This window comes from Pseudoduganella sp. GW821-FHT05F09 (assembly GCF_059419605.1).
Map to the genome: position 1 here is coordinate 19520 of NZ_JBWKSD010000010.1, position 18944 is coordinate 38463.

The window sequence follows — 18944 nt, forward strand, 5'->3', positions numbered from 1 at the left end:
GCCGGAGTCATATCGCCACGGAGATAGCATCTATGCCTATTTCACCAGCAGCTTTGCAGCCGTACTGACTTGCGCCCGCAGCCATTTGTGCTCTGTGGCGTGGTGCGCGCGCTCGTGCCATAGCTGGTAGAAGCGCAGCGGCGGGAATTTTACGGGCACTTTGTACGATTTCAGCCCCAGCGTGTTCTCGTAAAAACTGGCGAACTGCTGCCCCGCCGTGAGCACCAGATCGGTCTGCGCCACGATGTAGGGCAGCATGCGGAAGTGTGCCGATTCCACCACAATATTGCGCTCCATATTCTGCTGCTCCAGGAAGGCGTCGATATTGCCGTGGTAGCCCGGCAGGATCTGGGCCGGCGCCGCGTGCGGCAGGCTCAGATAGTCCTCTATCGTCATGCCGTCCTTGGGCGTGCGGCGGGCGTAGGCGCTGTTGGCGCGCATCAGGCACACAATCGGATCGTCGAACAGCTTGGAGATGTGCAGATGGTGCGGCGGCTCGTCCCAGTTGGCCACCACCAGATCGAGCTCGCCGTCCGATAGCAGGCGCACGTAGTCGGCGTCCGGTCCCAGCGCGTGGATCACTAGCCGGCTCTTGGGCGACTCGCGCCGCACGCGCGCAATCACCTCGGTGAAGAACTGCGTGTTCATATAGTCCGGTGCGGCGATATGAAAGGTGCGCGCCTCCTCCTGCGGCACAAAGGCCGTCTTGGGGCTGAACAGGTTTTCGGTTTCGTCGAGGATGCGCTTGGCCGGCTTGAGCAGGCTTTCGCCGTGCTGCGTGGGCACCATGCCGCGCCCGCCGCGCACCAGCAGCGGGTCGCCCGTCAGCTCGCGCAGCTTGCGCAGCGAGGCGGAAATGGAGGGCTGCGGCTGATTCAGTTTCAGCGCCACGCGCGAAACGTTTTTCTCGCACAGCAGCAGGTAGAGGATGCGGATCAGGTGGATGTCCAGGTGGTCTGGCAAGCGTGACATATCGGTCTCCCATGGTTGGATATTTGAACTTATGCATAACAGAGTCGCATATCCGGGGCCGTAACAGCTATACCTCAAAACGTATGCAAGTTATATGTGCAAACACAGGACTCGCGGGTCCGGGACGGCTATCGTTCCATCATCCCGGCAAGAGAGGAGACACCTTCCATGGCCGGGGGCAGGTTGATGGCTTCGATGCCATCACGATCGTAGCGGCGGCAGGATAACGATCGTTCCGGAGGTGACAACCTCGCTCATCTGAAGTGCCCGCCAGAGGCAGATGAACAGACTAATTGGAAAATTCATGGAAGCTTTATTCGGATCGTATGGGGTGGAGTGGTTGAATCTGCTGGTGCGCTGGCTGCATTTGATCACCGGCATAGCGTGGATCGGCGCGTCGTTTTACTTCGTCTGGCTGGACAACTCGATCCGGCCGCCCAAGCCCGGCAGCCCGCTGGCCAAGGCCGGCGTGTCGGGTGAACTGTGGGCCGTGCACGGCGGCGGTTTCTACAACCCGCAAAAATATCTGGTGGCGCCGGCGGAACTGCCGTCCGACCTGCACTGGTTCAAATGGGAAGCGTATGCGACCTGGCTGAGCGGCTTCGCGATGCTGTTCATCGTCTACTACTTCAACGCCTCGGCGATGATGATAGACAAAAACGTGGCCGACCTGTCGTCCCTGCAGGCCGTGGCCGTGGGCTTGGGCACGCTGGCCGGCGGCTGGATCGTCTACGACCTGCTGTGCAAATCGCCGCTGGGCGAAAAGCCCGCCGTGCTGGGCTCCGTGCTGTTCGTGCTGATCGTGGCTGCCGCCTATGTGCTGACGCACACGCTGAGCGGCCGCGCCGCCTACATCCACGTGGGCGCCATGATAGGCACCATGATGGTCGGTAACGTGCTGTTCGTGATTATCCCCGGCCAGCGCAAGCTGGTGGAAGCGATGGAGAAGGGCCAGTCGCCCGACCCTATCTACGGCAAGCGCGCCAAGGTGCGTTCGGTGCACAACAACTATTTCACGCTGCCGGTGCTGCTGATCATGATCAGCAACCACTACGCCATGACCTACAGCCACTCCTACAGCTGGCTGATCCTGGGCGCCATCATGGCGGCCGGCGTGCTGATACGCCACTTCTTCAACCTGCGCCATGCGGGCCGCGTGTCGCTGGGCTTCCCGGTGGCGGGCGTGATCCTGCTGGTGGCCGTGGCGATCGCCATCGCTCCCGCGCCGCGCAAGGCGGTTGCAGCGCAAGCTGCCGACAGCCACGCCGCCGCGCCGTCCGCAGCCGACATTGCCCGCTCGGGCCACGACATCACGGCCGTCCAGCAAGTGGTCACCGCGCGCTGCGCAAGCTGCCACTCGGCCTCGCCCACGCAAGCCGGCTTCGCTTCGCCTCCGGGTGGCGTGATGCTCGATACGCCGGAACAGATCAAGCAGCACGCTGCCAAGATCTACCAGCGCGCCGTGCAGAACAAGGACATGCCGCTGGCGAACATGACGCAAATGACGGACGCCGAACGCCAGCTGCTGGGCACCTGGTTTGAATCCGGCGCCAACTGACAAGAAGGGAACTGACATGACTACCGTAACCATCGACGGCTTCAACCTCACGGCGGAGCAGGTGATCGCCGTGGCGCGCGCCCAGCAAGGCCAATACGCGCAGGTGGCGCTGGCCGCCTCCTCGCGCGCCGCGCTGAAGGAAAGCCGCGACTACATCGAATCGACCTGGATGCACGACGAAGCGCCCATGATGTACAGCTTCAACACCGGCGTGGGCCTGCTGAAGGACACCCGCATCAAGGTTGAACACATTGAACTGTTCCAGACGCAGCTCATCATGGCCCACAGCGGCGGCATCGGCGAGCCGTTTTCGGAAGAGGTGAGCCGCGCCACCATGCTGCTGCGCGCGAACGCCTTCGCCTCCAACTACTCGGCGCCGCGCGTGGAAGTGGTGGACCGCCTGCTGGCCTTCATCAACGCCGGCATCCACCCCGTCATGCCGCAGAAGGGTTCCGTCGGCGCCTCGGGCGACCTGGCGCCGCTGGCTTACCTGGCGGCCGCCATCGCCGGCTTCGACGAAGCGGAAGTGATGTACCGGGGGCAGCGCATGTCCGCGCCGGAAGCCATCGCCCGTTCCGAAATCGGCCCGGTGAAGTTCGACCTGAAAGCGAAAGACGCCTCGGCCCTGATCAACGGCTGCACCGCCTCGCTGGCCGTGGCCGTGCTGGCGGCCGCCGACGCGCGCAACCTGCTGACCGACGCCTGCCTGTCCCTGGGCCTGACGCTGGAAGCCATGCGCGCCGAAATGGCCGCCTTCGACCCGCGCATCCAGCAGGCGCGCCCGCATCCGGGCCAGATCAAGACCGCGAAAGTGGTGCGCAAGCTGCTCAAGGGCTCCACCCGCACCACGCACGAAGCGCGCGCCGTGCAGTTCCCGGACGAACTGCGCCGCACCGACATCCCGTACACCGCCCGCATCCAGGACGTGTACTCGCTGCGATGCACGCCGCAAGTCTACGGCCCCGTGTTCGACGCGCTGGACTACATCGACACCATCGTGAAAAACGAGATCAATTCCGCCACCGACAACCCGCTCATCTTCGGCAAGGACGGCGGCGGCTTCGAAATCATCTCGGGCGGGAATTTCCACGGCCAGTACCTGGCGCAGGCCATGGACCTGCTGGCGATGGCGGTGACGGACCTGGGCAGCATCTGCGAGCGCCGCGTGGCGCGGCTGATCGACCCGACCCTGTCCTGGGGCCTGCCGCGCAACCTGATGAGCGGCATACGCGGCGTGAACACCGGTTACCCCGTGGTGCAATGCTCGCTCAGCTCATTGGTGATGGAAAACCGCACCCTGAGCATGCCGGGCAGCGTGGACAGCATACCGTCGAAAGGAAACAGCGAAGACCACATCTCCAATTCGACGTGGTGCGCGCGCAAGGCCGCGACCGTGGTGCAAAACACCCAGTACATCATCGGCGTGGAAATGCTGCTGGCGGCGCAGGCGCTCACCATGACGGAAGACCTGCTGCCCGGCTTCCAGCTGGGCGAGGGCACGCAAGCCGCCTATGACGAGATCCGCAAGCAGATCCCGGCATGCCTGGACGGCGACCGCTGGTTCCACAACGACATCCAGGTGGCCCACTCCTTCGTCACCAGCGGCACCGTGCGCGATGCGGTAACGAGCAAGATCGGCGAATTCGTCTAAGCCGTCTTAGGCGTGCAAACCGCGTAGGGCGGGTTAGGCAAGGGCGCAGCCCTTGCCGTAACCCGCCGTTCCCCCGCAGCCCGCAACTGCGCCATCACCGCCGCCAGGTCGACCTTGCGTCCTGCGCGCGCAGCCTTCACCACATCCAGCGCGGCGTTCACAGCCGCCGCCGCAACCTGCTCCATCCGGTAAGGCAGCACCAGGCGATAGCGGCCCGGCATGCGCGGCAGCGCGCCCACAAAGCCCACCATCACATCGCTGCCCGCCAGCCGCTGCAGCTCCAGCGTGACAGCCTGGATCAGGCGCGCCAGTTGAAAATGTCCGGCGGGCGCCGCCTCGGCGTCCGCCGGCCCTATGACATTGATCAGCCGCTCCAGGCCCGGCAAGTTCCCCAGCACGCCCTTTAGTTTCGCCGCGGTCGAGCGCACGTCGGCCGGAGACGCGGCAGCGTCATCCAGTTCTAGTATGCTGAGCAGGCAGGGGTGGTTGGAATAGCGGTTTTGACGGGAGAGAAAGCGTTGATCGATGATCTTCATTGCACAAACCTTGGAAAAATAAAGCAGGCCACATTATGCAAACCCCCGCCGCCGCGCTCAATCGGCACACTCCTGTTTTCATGTAAGAGCAGACTGACAAGCGATCTTGTGGCACATTGTCTTTTCCATAACCATTCGATATGCCCATGCGCCTCGTCCTTTCCTTACTGCTCCTCTGCCAGGCCCCCGCCTTTGCCGCCGTCGCATGCGGCGCCGTTGACCAGCGGCTGAGCGACATGGCCGCCGCCGATCAGAAAATCCGCAACGAAAGCCAGGCGCTGGAAAACAATGCGGGCAGGACGCGCGCCCAGCAGGACGAGCTGCACCAGCGCTGGACGCAAATCGACAGCGCCAATACGGCCGAACTCAAGGAGATCATCGCCGCCTGCGGCTGGCCCGCCGGACAAAAAGCCAGCCACAACGCCTGGCTGCTTGCGCAGCACGCGGACAAGGACCGGGATTTCCAGCGCCTTGCAAGAGACTTGCTGGAAGCGGCGGTCAAGAAAGGGGAGGCCGCGCCGCGCGACCTGGCTTATCTGGCGGACCGCATTGCGGTAGCGGAGGGCAGGCCGCAGGAATACGGCACGCAGTTCAGCATGCCGGACCGCTGCACGCTCACCATGCGGCCCGTCGACAGCCGCGAACAGGTGAGCCGCCGCCGGCATGCCGTGGGCTTGCCCAGTTTGGAAGAATACGAAGCGGAAGGCCGCAAGCGCTTGATCCCGGCCGATTGTTCAGGCGAAAAGAACTAGCTGGCCGTCACCACGCGCTGGCAGCGCCATGCAAAACGGGCCGGCACTTTGCAGTACCGGCCCGTTTCTTAAGCTGCTAAGGGCTTACAGACAGCAGGCCAGCATCTTCAGGCAGCATTCGATGCTCGCGCAGCAGTCCATATTGGCTGCGAAGGCAACGGCGGAAGTGGCCAGCAGGGCTGCGGCTGCAGCGACTTTGATAGCGATGGATTTCATGTTGTTTCCTTGATCAGTTTAAAAGTGGGTTCAGGGGCGGGCCGGACTCAATCCGGCGGCGTCCAGACTTCTTTTAAAGGCAAGGGAAGATCGATGCTGGCTGATTCGGGGAAGTCCATGCCGGCGGCAGGCGGCGGCAATGGCGGCAACGCTGCCGCGATCATGGGCTGCACGGCCGGCAGGCAGCCCATGGCTGCGCACACCGTGGGCGGACAGGCTTCGTCGCAGCAGGTGCGTATCGGCGCGGCGCCAGCCAGTGCGGTCTGGAGCGCGAAGAACAGCATCAGCAGGAAAAAGCGGATTTTCAGCATGGGACTATTGTAGCGCGATCCGCACTCAGCTGCGCGGCGGGCGGGTCATCAGCCAATAATCGGCGCCGGTGACGGGCTCGAAGTACTGCGCCGCCACCTCGTAGCCCTGGCGCCGGTAGAAGGGCAGGCTGCGCTCGTTGAAGGTCTCCAGGAAGCTCACCGCGCCGGCCTGGTCGGCCGCGTTCAGGCCGTGCGACAGCAGGCGCGTTCCCATGCCGCCGCCTTGCGCGTCCGGGCGGATGCCCGCAATCGACAGATACCAGGCCGACTCCAGCCCATGCGGCGCCAGGTTGGCCTCCATATTGGCGACGATGGCCTGGAAGTTGGCAAAGCCTTGCGCGCCCAGCAGCACGGCCAGCTCGCGTTCGCGCGCGGCGTAGGCGGCCGCCTTGCGTTCCGCGTCGCCCGGTACGCTCCAGATGGCGGCGCCGCTATCGTCCGCCTCCGCCAAGTCGACGCGTCCGGCCTGTTCGCCTTCGATCAGCGCCAGTTCAACATAGCGCGGCAGCAGTTGCCGCACGCCGCCGGCCACGCAGACGGTGACATAGAATGGATCTTCGGCCAATGCTTCGGCCACGGCGGCGCCATACGTGGCGCGTTGCGCAGCGGTCAGCATTTTTCGTACTTCCAGTTGCGCGCTTTGCCTTCAGCGATCCACTCGACAGCCTGCTCCAGGCGGCGCAGCCGGGTGGCCTCGGTCTTGGCTTCCTCCATCCACTCAACGTAGTCGCGCTTTTTGCTGGTGCTGAAGGCGTTGAAATGATCGAGTGCCGCCTGCTGCTGCGCCAGCGCCGCCGTCAGATACTCAGGCACCACCAGCTCGCGCGGCGCGGCAGGCTTGACGCGCGCGGGCGCCTTCACGCCGTCGTCGTTCAGCTTCATCGCCTTCTTGATATACGACTCCAGCGTCTTCTTCGGCGGCAGGTCCTTGATGGCGGTGATGCGCCCGAACTGGCCCATGGCCTCCTGGGTTTTCGCGTCCGCCTCCGCCACCAGCAGCTCGCCCTTCCAGAAGCCGAACGCGCAATGCGCCTTGAACGAAGCCATGCTGCACAACATGCCGTTGTACTGGAAATGCGGGAAGCTCCACTTCATGGTCTCCTCCACGTCCGGGCAAGCCGCATGCACGACGGCGCGCAGGTGCTCCAGGATGGGCTGGGCGAATTCGGCGGATTTGGCGATATAGGCGTCTATGCGCGGGTCCAGGGTAGGCATGGCAGCTCTCGGTGACTTTCAGTACGAGCAATATAACCAAGCGTGTGCTGCTAGTCCAGCCTGAAGGCCAGCCAGTCCCGCCGGACTAGCTGGCTTGTTGCGTATTGGCTTAGAAATGGTACTCGGCGCGGACCATGGGCGTTTTGGCGGTGGCGCCGGGAACGCTGTGCGGGGTGCCGAATTTGTTGCGCCAGTACTGGTATTCCAGGCCCACGCGCAGCGTTCTCGGCTTCAGGCCGGCGGCGCCGCTAACGTCATACATCAGTTGCGCGTCGAAGTTCAGCTCCGGCGCGGTCGGGCCGCCGAATTCGTTCTTGCCTTTGTGGCCCAGCCAGTTGGTGTAGCCCTCAAAAGCCCAGCCGGATTGGCCGAGCGGGATGCCCCAGGATGCGTTCAACAAGGCGTGCGTATCGTAGGTATAGCGGCTGGCAATGCCGATAGGCTGGTTGCTTTCCCATACAGCCAGCAGGCTCACGTTGAGGAAGCCCGGCACGTCCAGCATCAGCGTGGGGCCGGCCACCAGCATGCGTTTCTTTGAATCGTAGCTGTGGTCGTTCTTGGTGTTCCAGTCAAAACCTGCCGTCGCACCCAGGCCCCGCACCGGACCGAATTTGAATTCCTTGCCGCTTAGTTTGCCGATGTCCAGCGTGTGGCGGTACAGGATGTAAGCCTCGTGGGCGTTGGCGTCGTTGCCGTCCGAATTCAGCAAGTCCACGTTCACGTAATTGCTGCCATATTTATAGCCGCTGGCGTGGGTGAAGTTCAGGATGTGCTTGTCGATGTCCTTGCTGTTGTACGGCTCGGCGTAGCGGGTGCCGTAGCGGTAGCCTATCGACGTGTCGCTCCAGTCGGCCGCGCCGGCCTGCTGCATGCCCGTGGCGAAAGCCAGCACCGCCACCGCGGCTGCGGCGCTTACTCGGAATGCGTTCATATTGCGTCTCCCTCTTTTATTGTATTGGAGGCCCGATTATGTCCGCCGGGGTCATGGTTGTTATCCGCCTGCGCATATATCGGACAGTCCTGTGCCGTATATGATTTTCAGACAGGAGTTCCTGTTTCAATCAACAAGAAAGCGAGACATCATGGGCAAACTGAGTACACACGTTTTGGACATCACGCAGGGCAGACCTGGCGCGGGCGTACAGGTAAAGCTGTACCGCGTGGACGGCGGCGCGAAGGTGTTGATAAAAACCGACACCACCAACCAGGACGGCCGCTGCGAACAGCCTTTGCTGCTCGGCGACGAGGTCAAGACCGGCAAATACGAGCTGGTGTTCGGCGCTGGCGATTACTTCGCGGCGCAAGGCGTCGCCTTGCCGGAGCCGCGCTTTATCGATGAAGTGGTGATCGCCTTCGGCATTGCGGATGCGGCCCAGAACTACCACGTGCCTATCGTGGTGTCGCCGTGGGCCTATTCGACGTATCGCGGCAGCTAAGGGTTAGCCTGGGGCGCATCGAAGCACGACGTCTCCAGCTGCTTCAAGGCCGGGGACGCGCTGGCGATGGCGTCCTTCAAGGCGGGCAGTGTCTGGAATACCAGCGCGTCCGCCGTGACGGCGCTGCGCATTTCCTCGCGCGTGCTACCCAGTGCTGCGGGCTTGCGGCGTGCAGGCCAGTCCACGCCATAGGCCTTGGGCTGCAACACCGGCGGCGCCGTGGACGCCAGAGCCACGTAGCTCGCGCCCGCGCTGCGCGCCAGTTGCACGACTTCCCGGCTGCTGGCGCCGTCCACAATGGCATCCTCCACCAGCAGCACGCGCCGGCCTTTGAACTCCGCTGCGATGGCGTTCAGCCGCAGGCCGGGGGCGCGCCGCGCCGCACCTGCGGGCAAGTCAAAACTGCGGCCCGGATAGCGGTTCTGGATAAAACCCTCGCGGTACTTGACGCCAAGCCTGAGCGCAAGCTGGATGGCGGCTGGACGGGAGACATCGTCCACAGGCATCACCACGTCGATGGCGGCGGCATCGATTTCGCTGCGCACCTGCGCGGCCAGCAGTTCCCCCAGTTTTAGCCGCGCCGCGTACACCGAGGCGCCGTCGATCACCGAATCCGGCCGCGCCAGGCTGACGAACTCGAAGGCACAGGGCCGCGCCGGGGTATCGGCCGCGAGCCGGCGCGCCGCCAGTTCGCCCGCTGCGGTGATAAAGACCGCCTCGCCGGGGGCGATGTCGCGCACCAAGCCGTAGCCCATGCCGTCCAACGCCACGGACTCGCTGGCCACCATGAACCCGGCGCCATCTTCAGGCGGCTGCATGCCCAGGCACAGCGGGCGCACGCCTTGCGGATCGCGGAAGGCCAGCAAGCCCCGGCCCGCGACCAGCGCCACCACAGCATAGGAACCTTGCACGCGCGCCTGCAGAGCCCCAACGGCCGTGAACAGGGCCTCGGCGCTAAAGTCCCTGCCATGGCAGGCCACATGCAGCTCGTGGGCCAGCACGTTCAGCAGCACCTCCGCGTCGGACGCCGTATTCATATGCCGCTTGCCAGCAAGGGACAGCTCGGCGCGCAAGGCGTCGCCATTGGAAAGCCAGCCGTTGTGCGCCAGCGTGATGCCGAACGGCGCGTTCACGTAAAACGGCTGCGCCTCCTCGTCGCACGAGGGACCGTAAGCGGCGCAGCTGCAGTGGCCTATGCCCGCGCCGCCGCGCAGCGAACGCATATTCCTGGTGCGGAAGACGTCCGTCACCAGGCCGTTCGCCTTGTGCATGGCGAAGATACTGTCGCTATCGGTGGCGATGCCTGCGGCCTGCTGGCCGCGATGCTGCAGCAACAGCAGCGCATCGTAAATGGTTTGATTTGCAGGGGCGCGCGCAAGCACGCCGACGATGCCACACATGGTCGGACTCCTCGAAAATACAAGCGAGACAGTACCGCGCAAGGCCGCCTCGCAGGCCGCCGGCGCGCGCATAGCGGCCATAAGGAAGGCGATATGAATCCGCGCCAGGCGGCTGATAGCCTGTCATGGCATAAGGCCGGAGTTCGTCCAGCCCTGCCGCCTATCATTAAACTACTACGCAATCATGAACAAAATCGAGACGACATTAAAGGCCTTCCGCGCCAGCATCCTGCACTTCACGGGCGACCCTGCACTCAGCGGCCAGGCCCACCATTGGCATGAAGACGGCCTGCTGGTGCTGGAAGAAGGCCGCGTGAAAGCCGCAGGCGACTACGACAAACTGAAGGCTACGCTGCCGGAAGGCGCCCTGGTGCGCGACTATCGTGGCAAGATCATCATGCCCGGTTTCATCGACACGCACATCCACTACCCGCAGACCGACATGATCGCCTCGCCCGCGCCGGGGCTGCTGCCATGGCTCGACAGCTACACCTTCCCGACCGAGCGCCGCTTCCAGGACCCCGACCACGCGCGCAGCGTGGCCGATTTCTTCCTCGGCGAGCTGCTGCGCTGCGGCACCACCACCGCCATGGTCTACTGCACCGTGCACCCCGAATCGGTGGACGCCTTCTTCGGCGCGAGCGAGCAGCGCAACCTGCGCATGGCGGCGGGCAAAGTGATGATGGACCGGAACTGCCCCGGCTTCCTGCAGGACACGGCGGAAGGCGGCGCGCGCGAAAGCGAAGAACTGATCAAGCGCTGGCACAACAAGGGCCGCAATATGTACGCCATCACGCCGCGCTTCGCCCCCACGTCGACCGAAGCGCAGCTGCAGCTGGCGGGCGAATTGGCGCAAGCCTACCCGGACACCTACGTGCAGACCCACGTCGCCGAAAACACCGACGAAGTAGCCTGGGTAAAGTCCCTGTTCCCGAAAGCGCGCAGCTACCTGGACGTGTACGACCAATACGGCATGCTGCGTCCGCGCTCCATGTACGCGCACTGCATCTGGCTCGACAACGAAGACCGCGCGCGCATGGCCGCAACCGGCGCGGCGGTATCGATGTGCGCCACATCCAACCTGTTCCTGGGCAGCGGCCTGTTCGACTTCGCCGGCGCCGACAAGGCGCAGGTGGCGCTGTCGCTGGCCACCGACGTGGGCGCCGGCACTTCCTTCTCCATGCTGCAGACGATGAACGAAACCTACAAGGTCGCGCGCATGGGCGGCACCTACATGCCGGCGCTGCGCATGTTCTACCTCGCCACGCTGGGCGGCGCGCGCAGCATGCGGCTCGAAGGCACGGTAGGCAACTTCGCGCCTGGCGCCGAAGCCGACTTCATCGTGCTCGACCCGAAAGCCACGCCGCTGCTCGAGCGCCGCACCACGCGCACGAACAGCCTCGAAGAGCTGCTGTTCGCGCTGGCCATGCTGGGCGACGACCGCGCCATCAGCGCCACCTACGCCGCCGGCCGGCAAGTCCACCAGCGCGGCGAATAAGCGCCATTGCAAAAAACCAAAAAGGGGTCAGGGTTAATATTGCAAAAATAATTAACCCTGACCCCATTTTGGTGTTTGGAAAGATTATTGCGGCCAGATTTCGGCGAGGCGGAGGAGGTTGGTGGTGCCGGGTTGGCCGAACGGGGTGCCGGCGGCGATGGCGATCTGGTCGCCAGGTTTGACGAAGCCTTCGCGCAGGGCGATGCGGCAGGCTGCCGCCACCATCTCGTCCACGCTGTGGACGTCGGGGCTGACCGTGCTGTGCACGCCCCAGGCCAGCGCCAGGCGGCGCGCCGTGGCGCGGTTGGGGGTGATGCTGACGATGGGGGCCGCCGGCCGCTCGCGCGCGGCGCGCAGGCTGCTGTGGCCGGACGTGGTGTAGGTCACCGTCGCCACCACGCCCATGATTTGCGTGACGTCGCGCAGCGCGGCACAGATGGCGTCGCCCTTGTTTGGCAGCGGCGCTTCGTGCTGGGCGTCGATCAGGGCCTGGTAGTAGGGGTCGCGTTCCACTTCGGAGATGATGCGGTGCATGAGGGCGACCGCCTGCACCGGGTAGGCGCCGCTGGCCGATTCGGCCGAGAGCATGACCGCGTCCGCGCCTTCGTACACGGCGTTGGCCACGTCGGAGGCTTCGGCCCGCGTCGGCACCGGCGCGCTGATCATCGATTCGAGCATCTGCGTGGCCACCACCACCGGCTTGCCGTGCTTGCGGCACATGCGCACGATGCGTTTTTGCACGCCGGGCACGCGCTCGGGCGGCAGTTCCACGCCGAGGTCTCCGCGCGCCACCATCACGGCGTCCGATGCGGCGACGATTTCTTCGAGCCGGTCCAGCGCGGCCGGCTTTTCAAGCTTGGACAGCACGCCGGCGCGGCCGTTGACGATGGCTTGCGCTTCCTTCACGTCTTCGGGCCGCTGCACGAAGGACAGCGCGATCCAGTCCACGCCCAGGCCAAGCGCGAATTCGAGGTCTTGCCTGTCCTTGGTGGTGAGCGCGGGGATGGGCAGCACGGCGTCCGGCACGTTGACGCCTTTGCGGTCCGACAGCACGCCGCTGTTGACCACGCGGGTGCGGATGGTGCTGGCGTCGCTGGCCAGCACTTCCAGCCGCACCTTGCCGTCGTCCAGCAGCAGCGATTGGCCTGCGCTCACCGCTGCGAACAGCTCGGGGTGCGGCAGGCAGACGCGCGTGGCGTTGCCCTGGTCCGGGTTCTGGTCCAGCACGAATTCGGCGCCGGCGCTCACGTTTACCTTGCCGCCGCTGAACACGCCGATGCGCAGCTTGGGGCCTTGCAGGTCGGCCAAAATGGCGATCGGGCGGCCCAGCTCTTTTTCTATGTCGCGCACGATGGCGTGGCGGCGCTGGTGGTCGGCGTGGCTGCCGTGGCTGAAGTTGAAGCGGAAGACGTCGGCGCCTGCTTCGAACAGCGCCTGGATGGTGCTGCGTTCGGAGCTCGCTGGCCCCAGGGTGGCCACTATTTTGGCTTTGCGTTCACGGCGCATGGTTGGTCTCTTTCAAAGAATTAGGATGGCGCGGAAGTCGTTGACGTTGGTGCGGGTCGGCCCGCTCACCACCAAATCGTCCAGCGCGCTGAAGAAGCTGTAGCCGTCGTTGTTGGCCAGGTGCGCTTTGCCGCTCACGCCCAGGGCTTCGGCGCGCGCCAGCGTGTCCGGTTCGTAGAGGGCGCCGGCGTTGTCTTCCGAGCCGTCGATGCCGTCGGTGTCGCAGGCGATGGCGTGCACGCCGGGCGCCGCTTCCAGCGCCAGCGCGAGGCTGAGCAGGAATTCGACGTTGCGGCCGCCGCGCCCGTTGCCGCGCACTGTGACCGTGGTTTCGCCGCCGGACAGGATGACGCAGGGACGTTCGAAGGGCTGGCCGCGCGCGATGACCTGGCGCGCCAGCGCGGCGTGCATCAGGCCGATGTCGCGCGCTTCGCCTTCTATGCCGTCGGACAGGATGTAGGGCGTGATGCCGGCGTCGCGGGCTTTGTCGGCAGCCGCTTCCAGCGCGTCCTGCGCGGTGGCGATGACGTGGTGGCTGTGGCGCTCGAAGCGGGCGTCGCCCGGCTTGGGCGTTTCGCTGGCGGGCGATTCCAGGTGGGCGTGCACGCTTTGCGGAATGTCGATTTTGTACTTGCGCAGGATGGCGAGGGCCTGGGCGCTGGTGGTGGCGTCCGGCAGCGTGGGGCCGCTGGCGATCACGCGCGGGTCGTCGCCGGGCACGTCGGAGATCAGCAGGGTGACCACGCGCGCTTTGCCGCAGGCCAGCGCGAGGCGGCCGCCCTTGATGGCGGAGAGGTGCTTGCGCACGCAGTTCATTTCGCCGATGGCCGCGCCGCTGCGCAGCAGGGCTTTGTTCAGGGCCTGTTTTTCGGCCAGGGTGATGCCTTCCGCGGGCAAGGCGAGCAGGGCGGAGCCGCCGCCGGAGATCAGGCAGAGCACCAGGTCGTTTTCGGTGAGGCCCTGCACCATGTCCAGCATGCGCGCGGCGGCCTGCTGGCCGGCTTCGTCGGGGACGGGGTGGGAGGCTTCCACGACTTCGATATGTTCGGTCCTGGCGCCGTGGCCGTAGCGGGTGACCACCAGGCCGGATATGGGGCCGTTCCAGTTGCGCTCGACCGCTTCGGCCATCGCCGCCGCGCCTTTGCCTGCGCCGATGACGAGGGTTTTGCCGTTGGCGGGAGGCTGGGGCAGGAATTCGGACAGCAGCGTGCGCGGGTGGACGGCGCTGATGGCTGCGTTGTACAGGTCGAGCAGGAATTGGCGAGGGTCTTGGCGAGGATCTTGGCGAGGATCTGTGACGGACATGATGGGCTTCTTTCTTCGTTGATGCTGTAACGGTGGAGCTGGCGGGTTAGGCGCGGAGCGCCGTAACCCGCCATTGCGTCAACCCTGCGCGATCTTGTGGTTGGACATCAGCTCGATGGCCTGGCACAGCGCGGAGTGGTCGAGGCCGGACAGGCCGTTGGCGGCGCAGGCGTTCATCAGCTCCTGCGTGTTGGCGGTGTTGGGCAGCGATACGCCCAGCTGCTTGGCGCCCTGCAGCGCCAGGTTCAGGTCCTTCTGGTGCAGCTGGATGCGGAAGCCGGGATTGAATGCGCGCTTGACCATGCGCTCGCCGTGCACCTCCAGGATGCGCGACGAGGCAAAGCCGCCCATCAGCGCTTCGCGCACCTTGGCCGGGTCGGCGCCGGCCTTGGAGGCGAACAGCAGCGCCTCCGCCACGGCCTGGATGTTCAGCGCCACGATGATCTGGTTGGCCACCTTGGTGGTCTGGCCGTCGCCGTTGCCGCCTACCAGAGTGATGTTTTTGCCCATCAGGTCGAACAGCGGCTTGACGGTGTCGAACGCTTCCGCCGGGCCGCCGACCATGATGGTCAGCGATGCCGCCTTGGCGCCCACTTCGCCGCCGGAGACCGGCGCATCCAGGTAGGCGCAGCTTTTCTTGTTGATCTTCTTGGCGAATTCCTTGGTGGCGATGGGCGAGATGGAGCTCATGTCGACCACGATCTTGCCCGCCGTGAGGCCTGCTGCCACGCCGTTTTCAGCGAACAGCGCTTCTTCCACGTGCGGGGTGTCCGGCACCATCAGGAAGATGATGTCGGCGCGCTTGGCCACTTCGGCAGCCGAGGTGCACACGGTGGCGCCGCCGTCGATCAGGTTGGCCGGCGGGTTCTTGATGTCGTGCAGGTAGAGCTTGTGGCCGCCGGTTTGCAGGTGGCCCGCCATAGGGGCGCCCATGATGCCCAGGCCGATGAATCCGAGGTTTGCCATGTTGATTCTCCTTGATAGTTAGTAGTTATGCTGCAAGCTTCTGGATCCAGCCCAGGCCTTCTTCTGTGCCGTTTTGCGGCTTGTATTCGCAGCCCACCCAGCCGTCGTAGCCGATCTGGTCCAGGTAGTTCAGCAGGTAGCGGTAGTTGATCTCGCCGGTGCCGGGTTCGAAGCGGCCCGGATTGTCGGCCAGCTGGATATGTTTGATGACGGACTGGTTGGCCTTGATGGTGTTGGCCAGTTCGCCCTCCATGCGCTGCATGTGGTAGATGTCGTACTGCAGGAACAGGTTGTCCGAGCCCACGGCTTCGATCAGTTCCAGGCCCTGGCGGGTGCCGGACAGGAAGAAGCCCGGAATATCGAAGGTGTTGATAGGCTCGATCAGCAGCGGAATGCCGGCCTTCTTCAGCGCGGCGGCCGCGAACTTCAGGTTGCGCACCAGCGTGTCCTGCGCCTTGGCGCGCTCCACGTTGGACGGCAGGATGCCAACCAGGCAGTTGATGCGCCGCGTGCCCAGCGCCTTTGCGTAGCGCAGCGCGTTCTCCACGCCTTGTTCGAACTCGCCCACGCGGTCCGGCAGGCAGGCGATGCCGCGTTCGCCCGCCGCCCACTGGCCGGCGGGCAGGTTGTGCAGGACCATCTCGAGCTGGTACTGGTGCAGCTTTTCTGCCAGCTGGTCCGCCTCGAAGTCGTAGGGGAACAGGAACTCCACGCCCTTGAAGCCGGCGCGCGAGGCGGCGCCAAAGCGGTCCAGGAAATGCAGCTCGTTGAACAGCATGGTGAGGTTGGCGGCGAATTTAGGCATGTTGTGCTCCTTACGCGACATCCAGGATGTCGTTGAATTCGTTGATGGCGTTGATCTCGGTACCCATGGCGATATTTGTCACGCGCTCCAGGATGATCTCGACCACCACCGGCACGCTGAACTGCGCCATCAGTTCGCGCGCTTTTTCGAAGGCGGGGATGATGTCGTCCGGCTTGTGCACGCGGATGGCCTTGCAGCCCAGGCCTTCCACCACGGCCACGTGGTCCACGCCGTAGCCGTTCAGTTCCGGCGCGTTCACATTCTCGAAGGCCAGCTGCACGCAGAAGTCCATATCGAAGCCGCGCTGCGACTGGCGGATCAGGCCCAGGTAGCTGTTATTCACCAGCACGTGGATGTAGGGCAGCTTGAACTGCGCGCCCACGGCCAGCTCTTCGATCAGGAACTGGAAGTCGTAGTCGCCCGAAATCGCGACGATGTCGGTGGTCGGGTCGGCGGCGCGCACGCCCAGCGCGGCGGGGATGGTCCAGCCCAGTGGGCCGGCCTGGCCGCAGTTGATCCAGTTGCGCGGCTGGTACACGTGCAGGAACTGCGCGGCGGCGATCTGCGACAGGCCGATGGCGGACACGTAGCGCGTATTGCGGCCGAAGTAGTTGTTCATTTCCTCGTACACGCGCAGCGGCTTGACCGGCACTTCGTCGTAGTGGGTCTTGCGCAGCATGGTGCGCTTGCGTTCCTGGCACTGGTGTACCCAGCCGGTGCGGTCTTTCAGCTTGCCCGCCGCCTTCCATTCCTTGGCCACTTCCACGAACAGCTCCAGCGCGTAGCCCGCGTCGGATACGATGCCCAGGTCCGGACCGAACACGCGGCCGATCTGGGTGGGTTCGATGTCCACGTGGACGAAGGTGCGGTCGGCGGTGAACACGTCCACCGAGCCGGTGTGGCGGTTGGCCCAGCGGTTGCCGATGCCTATCATGAAGTCGGAGGCCAGCACCGTGGCGTTGCCGTAGCGGTGCGAGGTCTGCAGGCCGGCCATGCCCGCCATCAGCGGGTGGTCGTCGGGGATGGTGCCCCAGCCCATCAGCGTCGGGATCACGGGCACGTTGATGATTTCGGCGAATTCCTGCAGCAGCGCGGAGGCGTTGGCGTTGATGATGCCGCCGCCGGCGGTGATCAGTGGCTTGTCCGCGTCGTTCAGCATGCCCAGCGCTTTCTCAACCTGGGCGCGGGAGGCGCGCGGCTTGTACACTTCCATCGGCGTGTAGGTGTCGGGATCGAACTCGATCTGCGCCATCATCACGTCGAAAGGCAGGTCGATCAGCACCGGGCCTGGACGGCCGGAGCGCATCAGGTGGAAGGCTTGCTGGAACACGCGCGGCACCTGGGCCGGTTCCAGCACGGTGGTGGCCATCTTGGTGACCGGTTTGGCGATGGAGGAAATGTCCACGGCCTGGAAGTCTTCTTTGTGCAGGCGGGCGCGCGGCGCCTGGCCGGTGATGCACAGGATGGGAATCGAATCCGCCTGGGCGGAGTACAGGCCGGTGATCATGTCGGTGCCGGCCGGGCCGGAGGTGCCGATGCAGACGCCGATATTGCCCGCTGCGGCGCGGGTGTATCCTTCTGCCATGTGCGAGGCGCCTTCCACGTGGCGGCCCAGGATGTGCTTGATGCCGCCGTTCTTTTTCAGTGCCGCGTACAGCGGGTTGATGGCCGCGCCGGGTACGCCGAATGCGACCGTGATGCCTTCTTTTTGCAGGACATGGACCGCCGCTTCGGCTGCCGTCATCTTTGCCATGGTGTTCTCCTCGAGTTATGTGCAATACCGTTGTTGATGTTTTGTATGCTATAGGCGATCCATGCGCTTGATAAGACAACAAAATATCGGTTTATTCGATACCCTGAGTATGGAATAATGAATTCATGGACAAACTCAAACAAATCGAAGCCTTCGTGGCGGTGGTGGAAAAGGGCAGCCTGGCGCGCGCCGCGCTGGTGCAGAACATCACGCCGGTGATGCTGGGGCGGCGCATAGACGCGCTGGAAAAGCGGCTGGGCGTGAAGCTGATGCACCGCACCACGCGCCATCTCACGCTCACGGAACAGGGCAATGTCTTCCTCGACGACTGCCGCAAGCTGCTGTCGGACTTCGAGGTGGCGGAGCGGAATATCTCGGAGGGGCGGCACAAGGCGACCGGCCATTTGATCGTGTCCGCCCCCGCGTCGTTCGGCCGCCAGCATGTGGCGCCGCACGCGCCGGCTTTTTTGGCGGCCAATCCGGAGGTGCAGGTGTCCTTCAACCTGACCGACCAGGTGATAGACCTGGTGCGCGAGGGCTATGACCTCGGTATCCGCATCGGCGGCGTGATCGATCCGAGTTTCGTGGCGGTGAAGCTGGCCAAGAACCGCCGCGTGGTGTGCGGCACGCCGGACTATTTCGACCGCCACGGCATCCCGCGCACGCTGGACGACCTGGCGCACCACAACTGCCTGGCCTTCAACCTGCAGGGCGGCCAGCAGCGCGGCTGGTATTTCCAGCAGGGCGGCAAGCCGGTGACGATACGGGTTCAGGGCAACCTGGATTGCAACGACGGCGAACTGCTGCACCGCTGGGCGTGCGAGGGCCTGGGCCTGGCGTGGCGTTCCACCTGGGAGATCCAGGCGCAGCTGGCCGAGGGCAGCCTGATCACGGTGCTGGACGATTTCGCCTTGCCGGACTATGACATCATGGCTGTCTATTTACAGCAAAGGCATCTGCCTGCCAAGATACGTTTCTTTATAGACGAGTTAAAAGAAATATATGCGCAACCGGGCTATTGGACGCGCATCAAATAGCGGAAAATAGCCATGCCGCGCTAGACG

Annotated in this window: 19 protein-coding genes; 6 read left to right on the top strand and 13 right to left on the bottom strand. The window is 64.5% G+C overall.

Annotated features, from left to right (window positions below; translation table 11 throughout):
• Positions 1-36: 36 nt before the first annotated feature.
• Entirely contained in the window at positions 37-972 is a 936-nt protein-coding gene (locus AC07S4_RS26415) for a LysR substrate-binding domain-containing protein (protein ID WP_494989440.1), read from the bottom strand.
• A gap of 304 nt (positions 973-1276) precedes the next feature.
• Between AC07S4_RS26415 and AC07S4_RS26420 the strand changes: the two genes are divergently transcribed.
• Together AC07S4_RS26420 and AC07S4_RS26425 are read left to right on the top strand one after the other, a co-directional pair.
• A complete protein-coding gene (locus AC07S4_RS26420; protein ID WP_494989441.1) occupies positions 1277-2530 on the top strand; it encodes a urate hydroxylase PuuD in 1254 nt (417 codons plus the stop codon).
• A 16-nt stretch (positions 2531-2546) separates the two neighbouring features.
• On the top strand, positions 2547-4181 hold the full coding sequence (locus AC07S4_RS26425; protein WP_494989442.1) for an HAL/PAL/TAL family ammonia-lyase: 1635 nt from the start codon (positions 2547-2549) through the stop codon (positions 4179-4181).
• Here the strand turns inward: AC07S4_RS26425 and AC07S4_RS26430 are convergent.
• Positions 4178-4717 (bottom strand): cyanophycin synthetase family protein, encoded by a 540-nt coding sequence (locus AC07S4_RS26430; protein WP_494989443.1) that lies wholly within the window; start codon positions 4715-4717, stop codon positions 4178-4180. The genes AC07S4_RS26425 and AC07S4_RS26430 overlap by 4 nt on opposite strands.
• A 146-nt stretch (positions 4718-4863) precedes the next feature.
• On the opposite strand from AC07S4_RS26430, the gene AC07S4_RS26435 reads away from it, so the two are divergent.
• Positions 4864-5469 carry a DUF6624 domain-containing protein gene (locus AC07S4_RS26435; RefSeq protein ID WP_494989444.1) on the top strand — a complete coding sequence of 202 codons (606 nt, stop codon included), beginning with the start codon at positions 4864-4866 and terminating at the stop codon, positions 5467-5469.
• Between the two features lie 84 nt (positions 5470-5553).
• On the opposite strand, the gene AC07S4_RS26440 is transcribed toward AC07S4_RS26435, so the two are convergent.
• The 5 genes from AC07S4_RS26440 to AC07S4_RS26460 all read right to left on the bottom strand — a co-directional run bounded on the left by AC07S4_RS26440 (position 5554) and on the right by AC07S4_RS26460 (position 8142).
• The gene (locus AC07S4_RS26440; protein WP_260048707.1) at positions 5554-5685 is read right to left on the bottom strand and encodes a hypothetical protein; all 132 of its coding nucleotides are present in this window, start codon (positions 5683-5685) and stop codon (positions 5554-5556) included.
• A gap of 47 nt (positions 5686-5732) precedes the next feature.
• On the bottom strand, positions 5733-5996 hold the full coding sequence (locus tag AC07S4_RS26445) for a hypothetical protein (protein WP_494989445.1): 264 nt from the start codon (positions 5994-5996) through the stop codon (positions 5733-5735).
• Positions 5997-6021: 25 nt separating this feature from the next.
• Positions 6022-6612 carry a GNAT family N-acetyltransferase gene (locus tag AC07S4_RS26450; protein WP_494989446.1) on the bottom strand — a complete coding sequence of 197 codons (591 nt, stop codon included), beginning with the start codon at positions 6610-6612 and terminating at the stop codon, positions 6022-6024.
• Positions 6606-7211: a YdeI/OmpD-associated family protein gene (locus AC07S4_RS26455; RefSeq protein ID WP_494989447.1), complete on the bottom strand. Its 606-nt coding sequence runs from the start codon at positions 7209-7211 to the stop codon at positions 6606-6608. The genes AC07S4_RS26450 and AC07S4_RS26455 overlap by 7 nt, the downstream gene beginning before the upstream one ends.
• Positions 7212-7320: 109 nt before the next feature.
• Positions 7321-8142, bottom strand: coding sequence for an outer envelope protein (locus tag AC07S4_RS26460; RefSeq protein ID WP_494989448.1), 822 nt, complete (start codon positions 8140-8142; stop codon positions 7321-7323).
• 151 nt (positions 8143-8293) lie between these two features.
• Between AC07S4_RS26460 and uraH the strand changes: the two genes are divergently transcribed.
• Positions 8294-8647: a hydroxyisourate hydrolase gene (uraH, locus tag AC07S4_RS26465; protein ID WP_494989449.1), complete on the top strand. Its 354-nt coding sequence runs from the start codon at positions 8294-8296 to the stop codon at positions 8645-8647.
• Here uraH and purF read toward each other — a convergent pair.
• Complete coding sequence (gene purF, locus AC07S4_RS26470) at positions 8644-10047, bottom strand: amidophosphoribosyltransferase (protein ID WP_494989450.1); 1404 nt, start codon at positions 10045-10047, stop codon at positions 8644-8646. The genes uraH and purF overlap by 4 nt on opposite strands.
• Positions 10048-10231: 184 nt before the next feature.
• Between purF and guaD the strand changes: the two genes are divergently transcribed.
• A complete protein-coding gene (guaD, locus tag AC07S4_RS26475) occupies positions 10232-11545 on the top strand; it encodes a guanine deaminase (protein WP_494989451.1) in 1314 nt (437 codons plus the stop codon).
• An 84-nt stretch (positions 11546-11629) separates the two neighbouring features.
• Here guaD and pyk read toward each other — a convergent pair whose 3' ends face one another.
• The 5 genes from pyk to gcl form a co-directional block, all read right to left on the bottom strand.
• The gene (gene pyk / locus AC07S4_RS26480; RefSeq protein WP_494989452.1) at positions 11630-13051 is read right to left on the bottom strand and encodes a pyruvate kinase; all 1422 of its coding nucleotides are present in this window, start codon (positions 13049-13051) and stop codon (positions 11630-11632) included.
• 12 nt (positions 13052-13063) lie between these two features.
• Complete coding sequence (locus tag AC07S4_RS26485; RefSeq protein WP_494989453.1) at positions 13064-14356, bottom strand: glycerate kinase type-2 family protein; 1293 nt, start codon at positions 14354-14356, stop codon at positions 13064-13066.
• Between the two features lie 78 nt (positions 14357-14434).
• Entirely contained in the window at positions 14435-15322 is an 888-nt protein-coding gene (glxR, locus tag AC07S4_RS26490; protein WP_494989454.1) for a 2-hydroxy-3-oxopropionate reductase, read from the bottom strand.
• A gap of 25 nt (positions 15323-15347) precedes the next feature.
• Positions 15348-16127, bottom strand: a complete 780-nt coding sequence (hyi, locus tag AC07S4_RS26495; RefSeq protein WP_494989455.1) for a hydroxypyruvate isomerase — start codon at positions 16125-16127, stop codon at positions 15348-15350.
• Between the two features lie 10 nt (positions 16128-16137).
• Complete coding sequence (gcl, locus tag AC07S4_RS26500) at positions 16138-17880, bottom strand: glyoxylate carboligase (RefSeq protein ID WP_494989456.1); 1743 nt, start codon at positions 17878-17880, stop codon at positions 16138-16140.
• Between the two features lie 125 nt (positions 17881-18005).
• On the opposite strand from gcl, the gene AC07S4_RS26505 reads away from it, so the two are divergent.
• Positions 18006-18917: a LysR family transcriptional regulator gene (locus AC07S4_RS26505; protein ID WP_494989457.1), complete on the top strand. Its 912-nt coding sequence runs from the start codon at positions 18006-18008 to the stop codon at positions 18915-18917.
• Positions 18918-18944: the final 27 nt, after the last annotated feature.

Coding starts and splice junctions, on each gene's coding strand:
- AC07S4_RS26415 (WP_494989440.1), bottom strand. CDS start 972: ATGTCACGCTTGCCAGACCACCTGGACATCCACCTGATCCGCATCCTC.
- AC07S4_RS26420 (WP_494989441.1), top strand. CDS start 1,277: ATGGAAGCTTTATTCGGATCGTATGGGGTGGAGTGGTTGAATCTGCTG.
- AC07S4_RS26425 (WP_494989442.1), top strand. CDS start 2,547: ATGACTACCGTAACCATCGACGGCTTCAACCTCACGGCGGAGCAGGTG.
- AC07S4_RS26430 (WP_494989443.1), bottom strand. CDS start 4,717: ATGAAGATCATCGATCAACGCTTTCTCTCCCGTCAAAACCGCTATTCC.
- AC07S4_RS26435 (WP_494989444.1), top strand. CDS start 4,864: ATGCGCCTCGTCCTTTCCTTACTGCTCCTCTGCCAGGCCCCCGCCTTT.
- AC07S4_RS26440 (WP_260048707.1), bottom strand. CDS start 5,685: ATGAAATCCATCGCTATCAAAGTCGCTGCAGCCGCAGCCCTGCTGGCC.
- AC07S4_RS26445 (WP_494989445.1), bottom strand. CDS start 5,996: ATGCTGAAAATCCGCTTTTTCCTGCTGATGCTGTTCTTCGCGCTCCAG.
- AC07S4_RS26450 (WP_494989446.1), bottom strand. CDS start 6,612: ATGCTGACCGCTGCGCAACGCGCCACGTATGGCGCCGCCGTGGCCGAA.
- AC07S4_RS26455 (WP_494989447.1), bottom strand. CDS start 7,211: ATGCCTACCCTGGACCCGCGCATAGACGCCTATATCGCCAAATCCGCC.
- AC07S4_RS26460 (WP_494989448.1), bottom strand. CDS start 8,142: ATGAACGCATTCCGAGTAAGCGCCGCAGCCGCGGTGGCGGTGCTGGCT.
- uraH (WP_494989449.1), top strand. CDS start 8,294: ATGGGCAAACTGAGTACACACGTTTTGGACATCACGCAGGGCAGACCT.
- purF (WP_494989450.1), bottom strand. CDS start 10,047: ATGTGTGGCATCGTCGGCGTGCTTGCGCGCGCCCCTGCAAATCAAACC.
- guaD (WP_494989451.1), top strand. CDS start 10,232: ATGAACAAAATCGAGACGACATTAAAGGCCTTCCGCGCCAGCATCCTG.
- pyk (WP_494989452.1), bottom strand. CDS start 13,051: ATGCGCCGTGAACGCAAAGCCAAAATAGTGGCCACCCTGGGGCCAGCG.
- AC07S4_RS26485 (WP_494989453.1), bottom strand. CDS start 14,356: ATGTCCGTCACAGATCCTCGCCAAGATCCTCGCCAAGACCCTCGCCAA.
- glxR (WP_494989454.1), bottom strand. CDS start 15,322: ATGGCAAACCTCGGATTCATCGGCCTGGGCATCATGGGCGCCCCTATG.
- hyi (WP_494989455.1), bottom strand. CDS start 16,127: ATGCCTAAATTCGCCGCCAACCTCACCATGCTGTTCAACGAGCTGCAT.
- gcl (WP_494989456.1), bottom strand. CDS start 17,880: ATGGCAAAGATGACGGCAGCCGAAGCGGCGGTCCATGTCCTGCAAAAA.
- AC07S4_RS26505 (WP_494989457.1), top strand. CDS start 18,006: ATGGACAAACTCAAACAAATCGAAGCCTTCGTGGCGGTGGTGGAAAAG.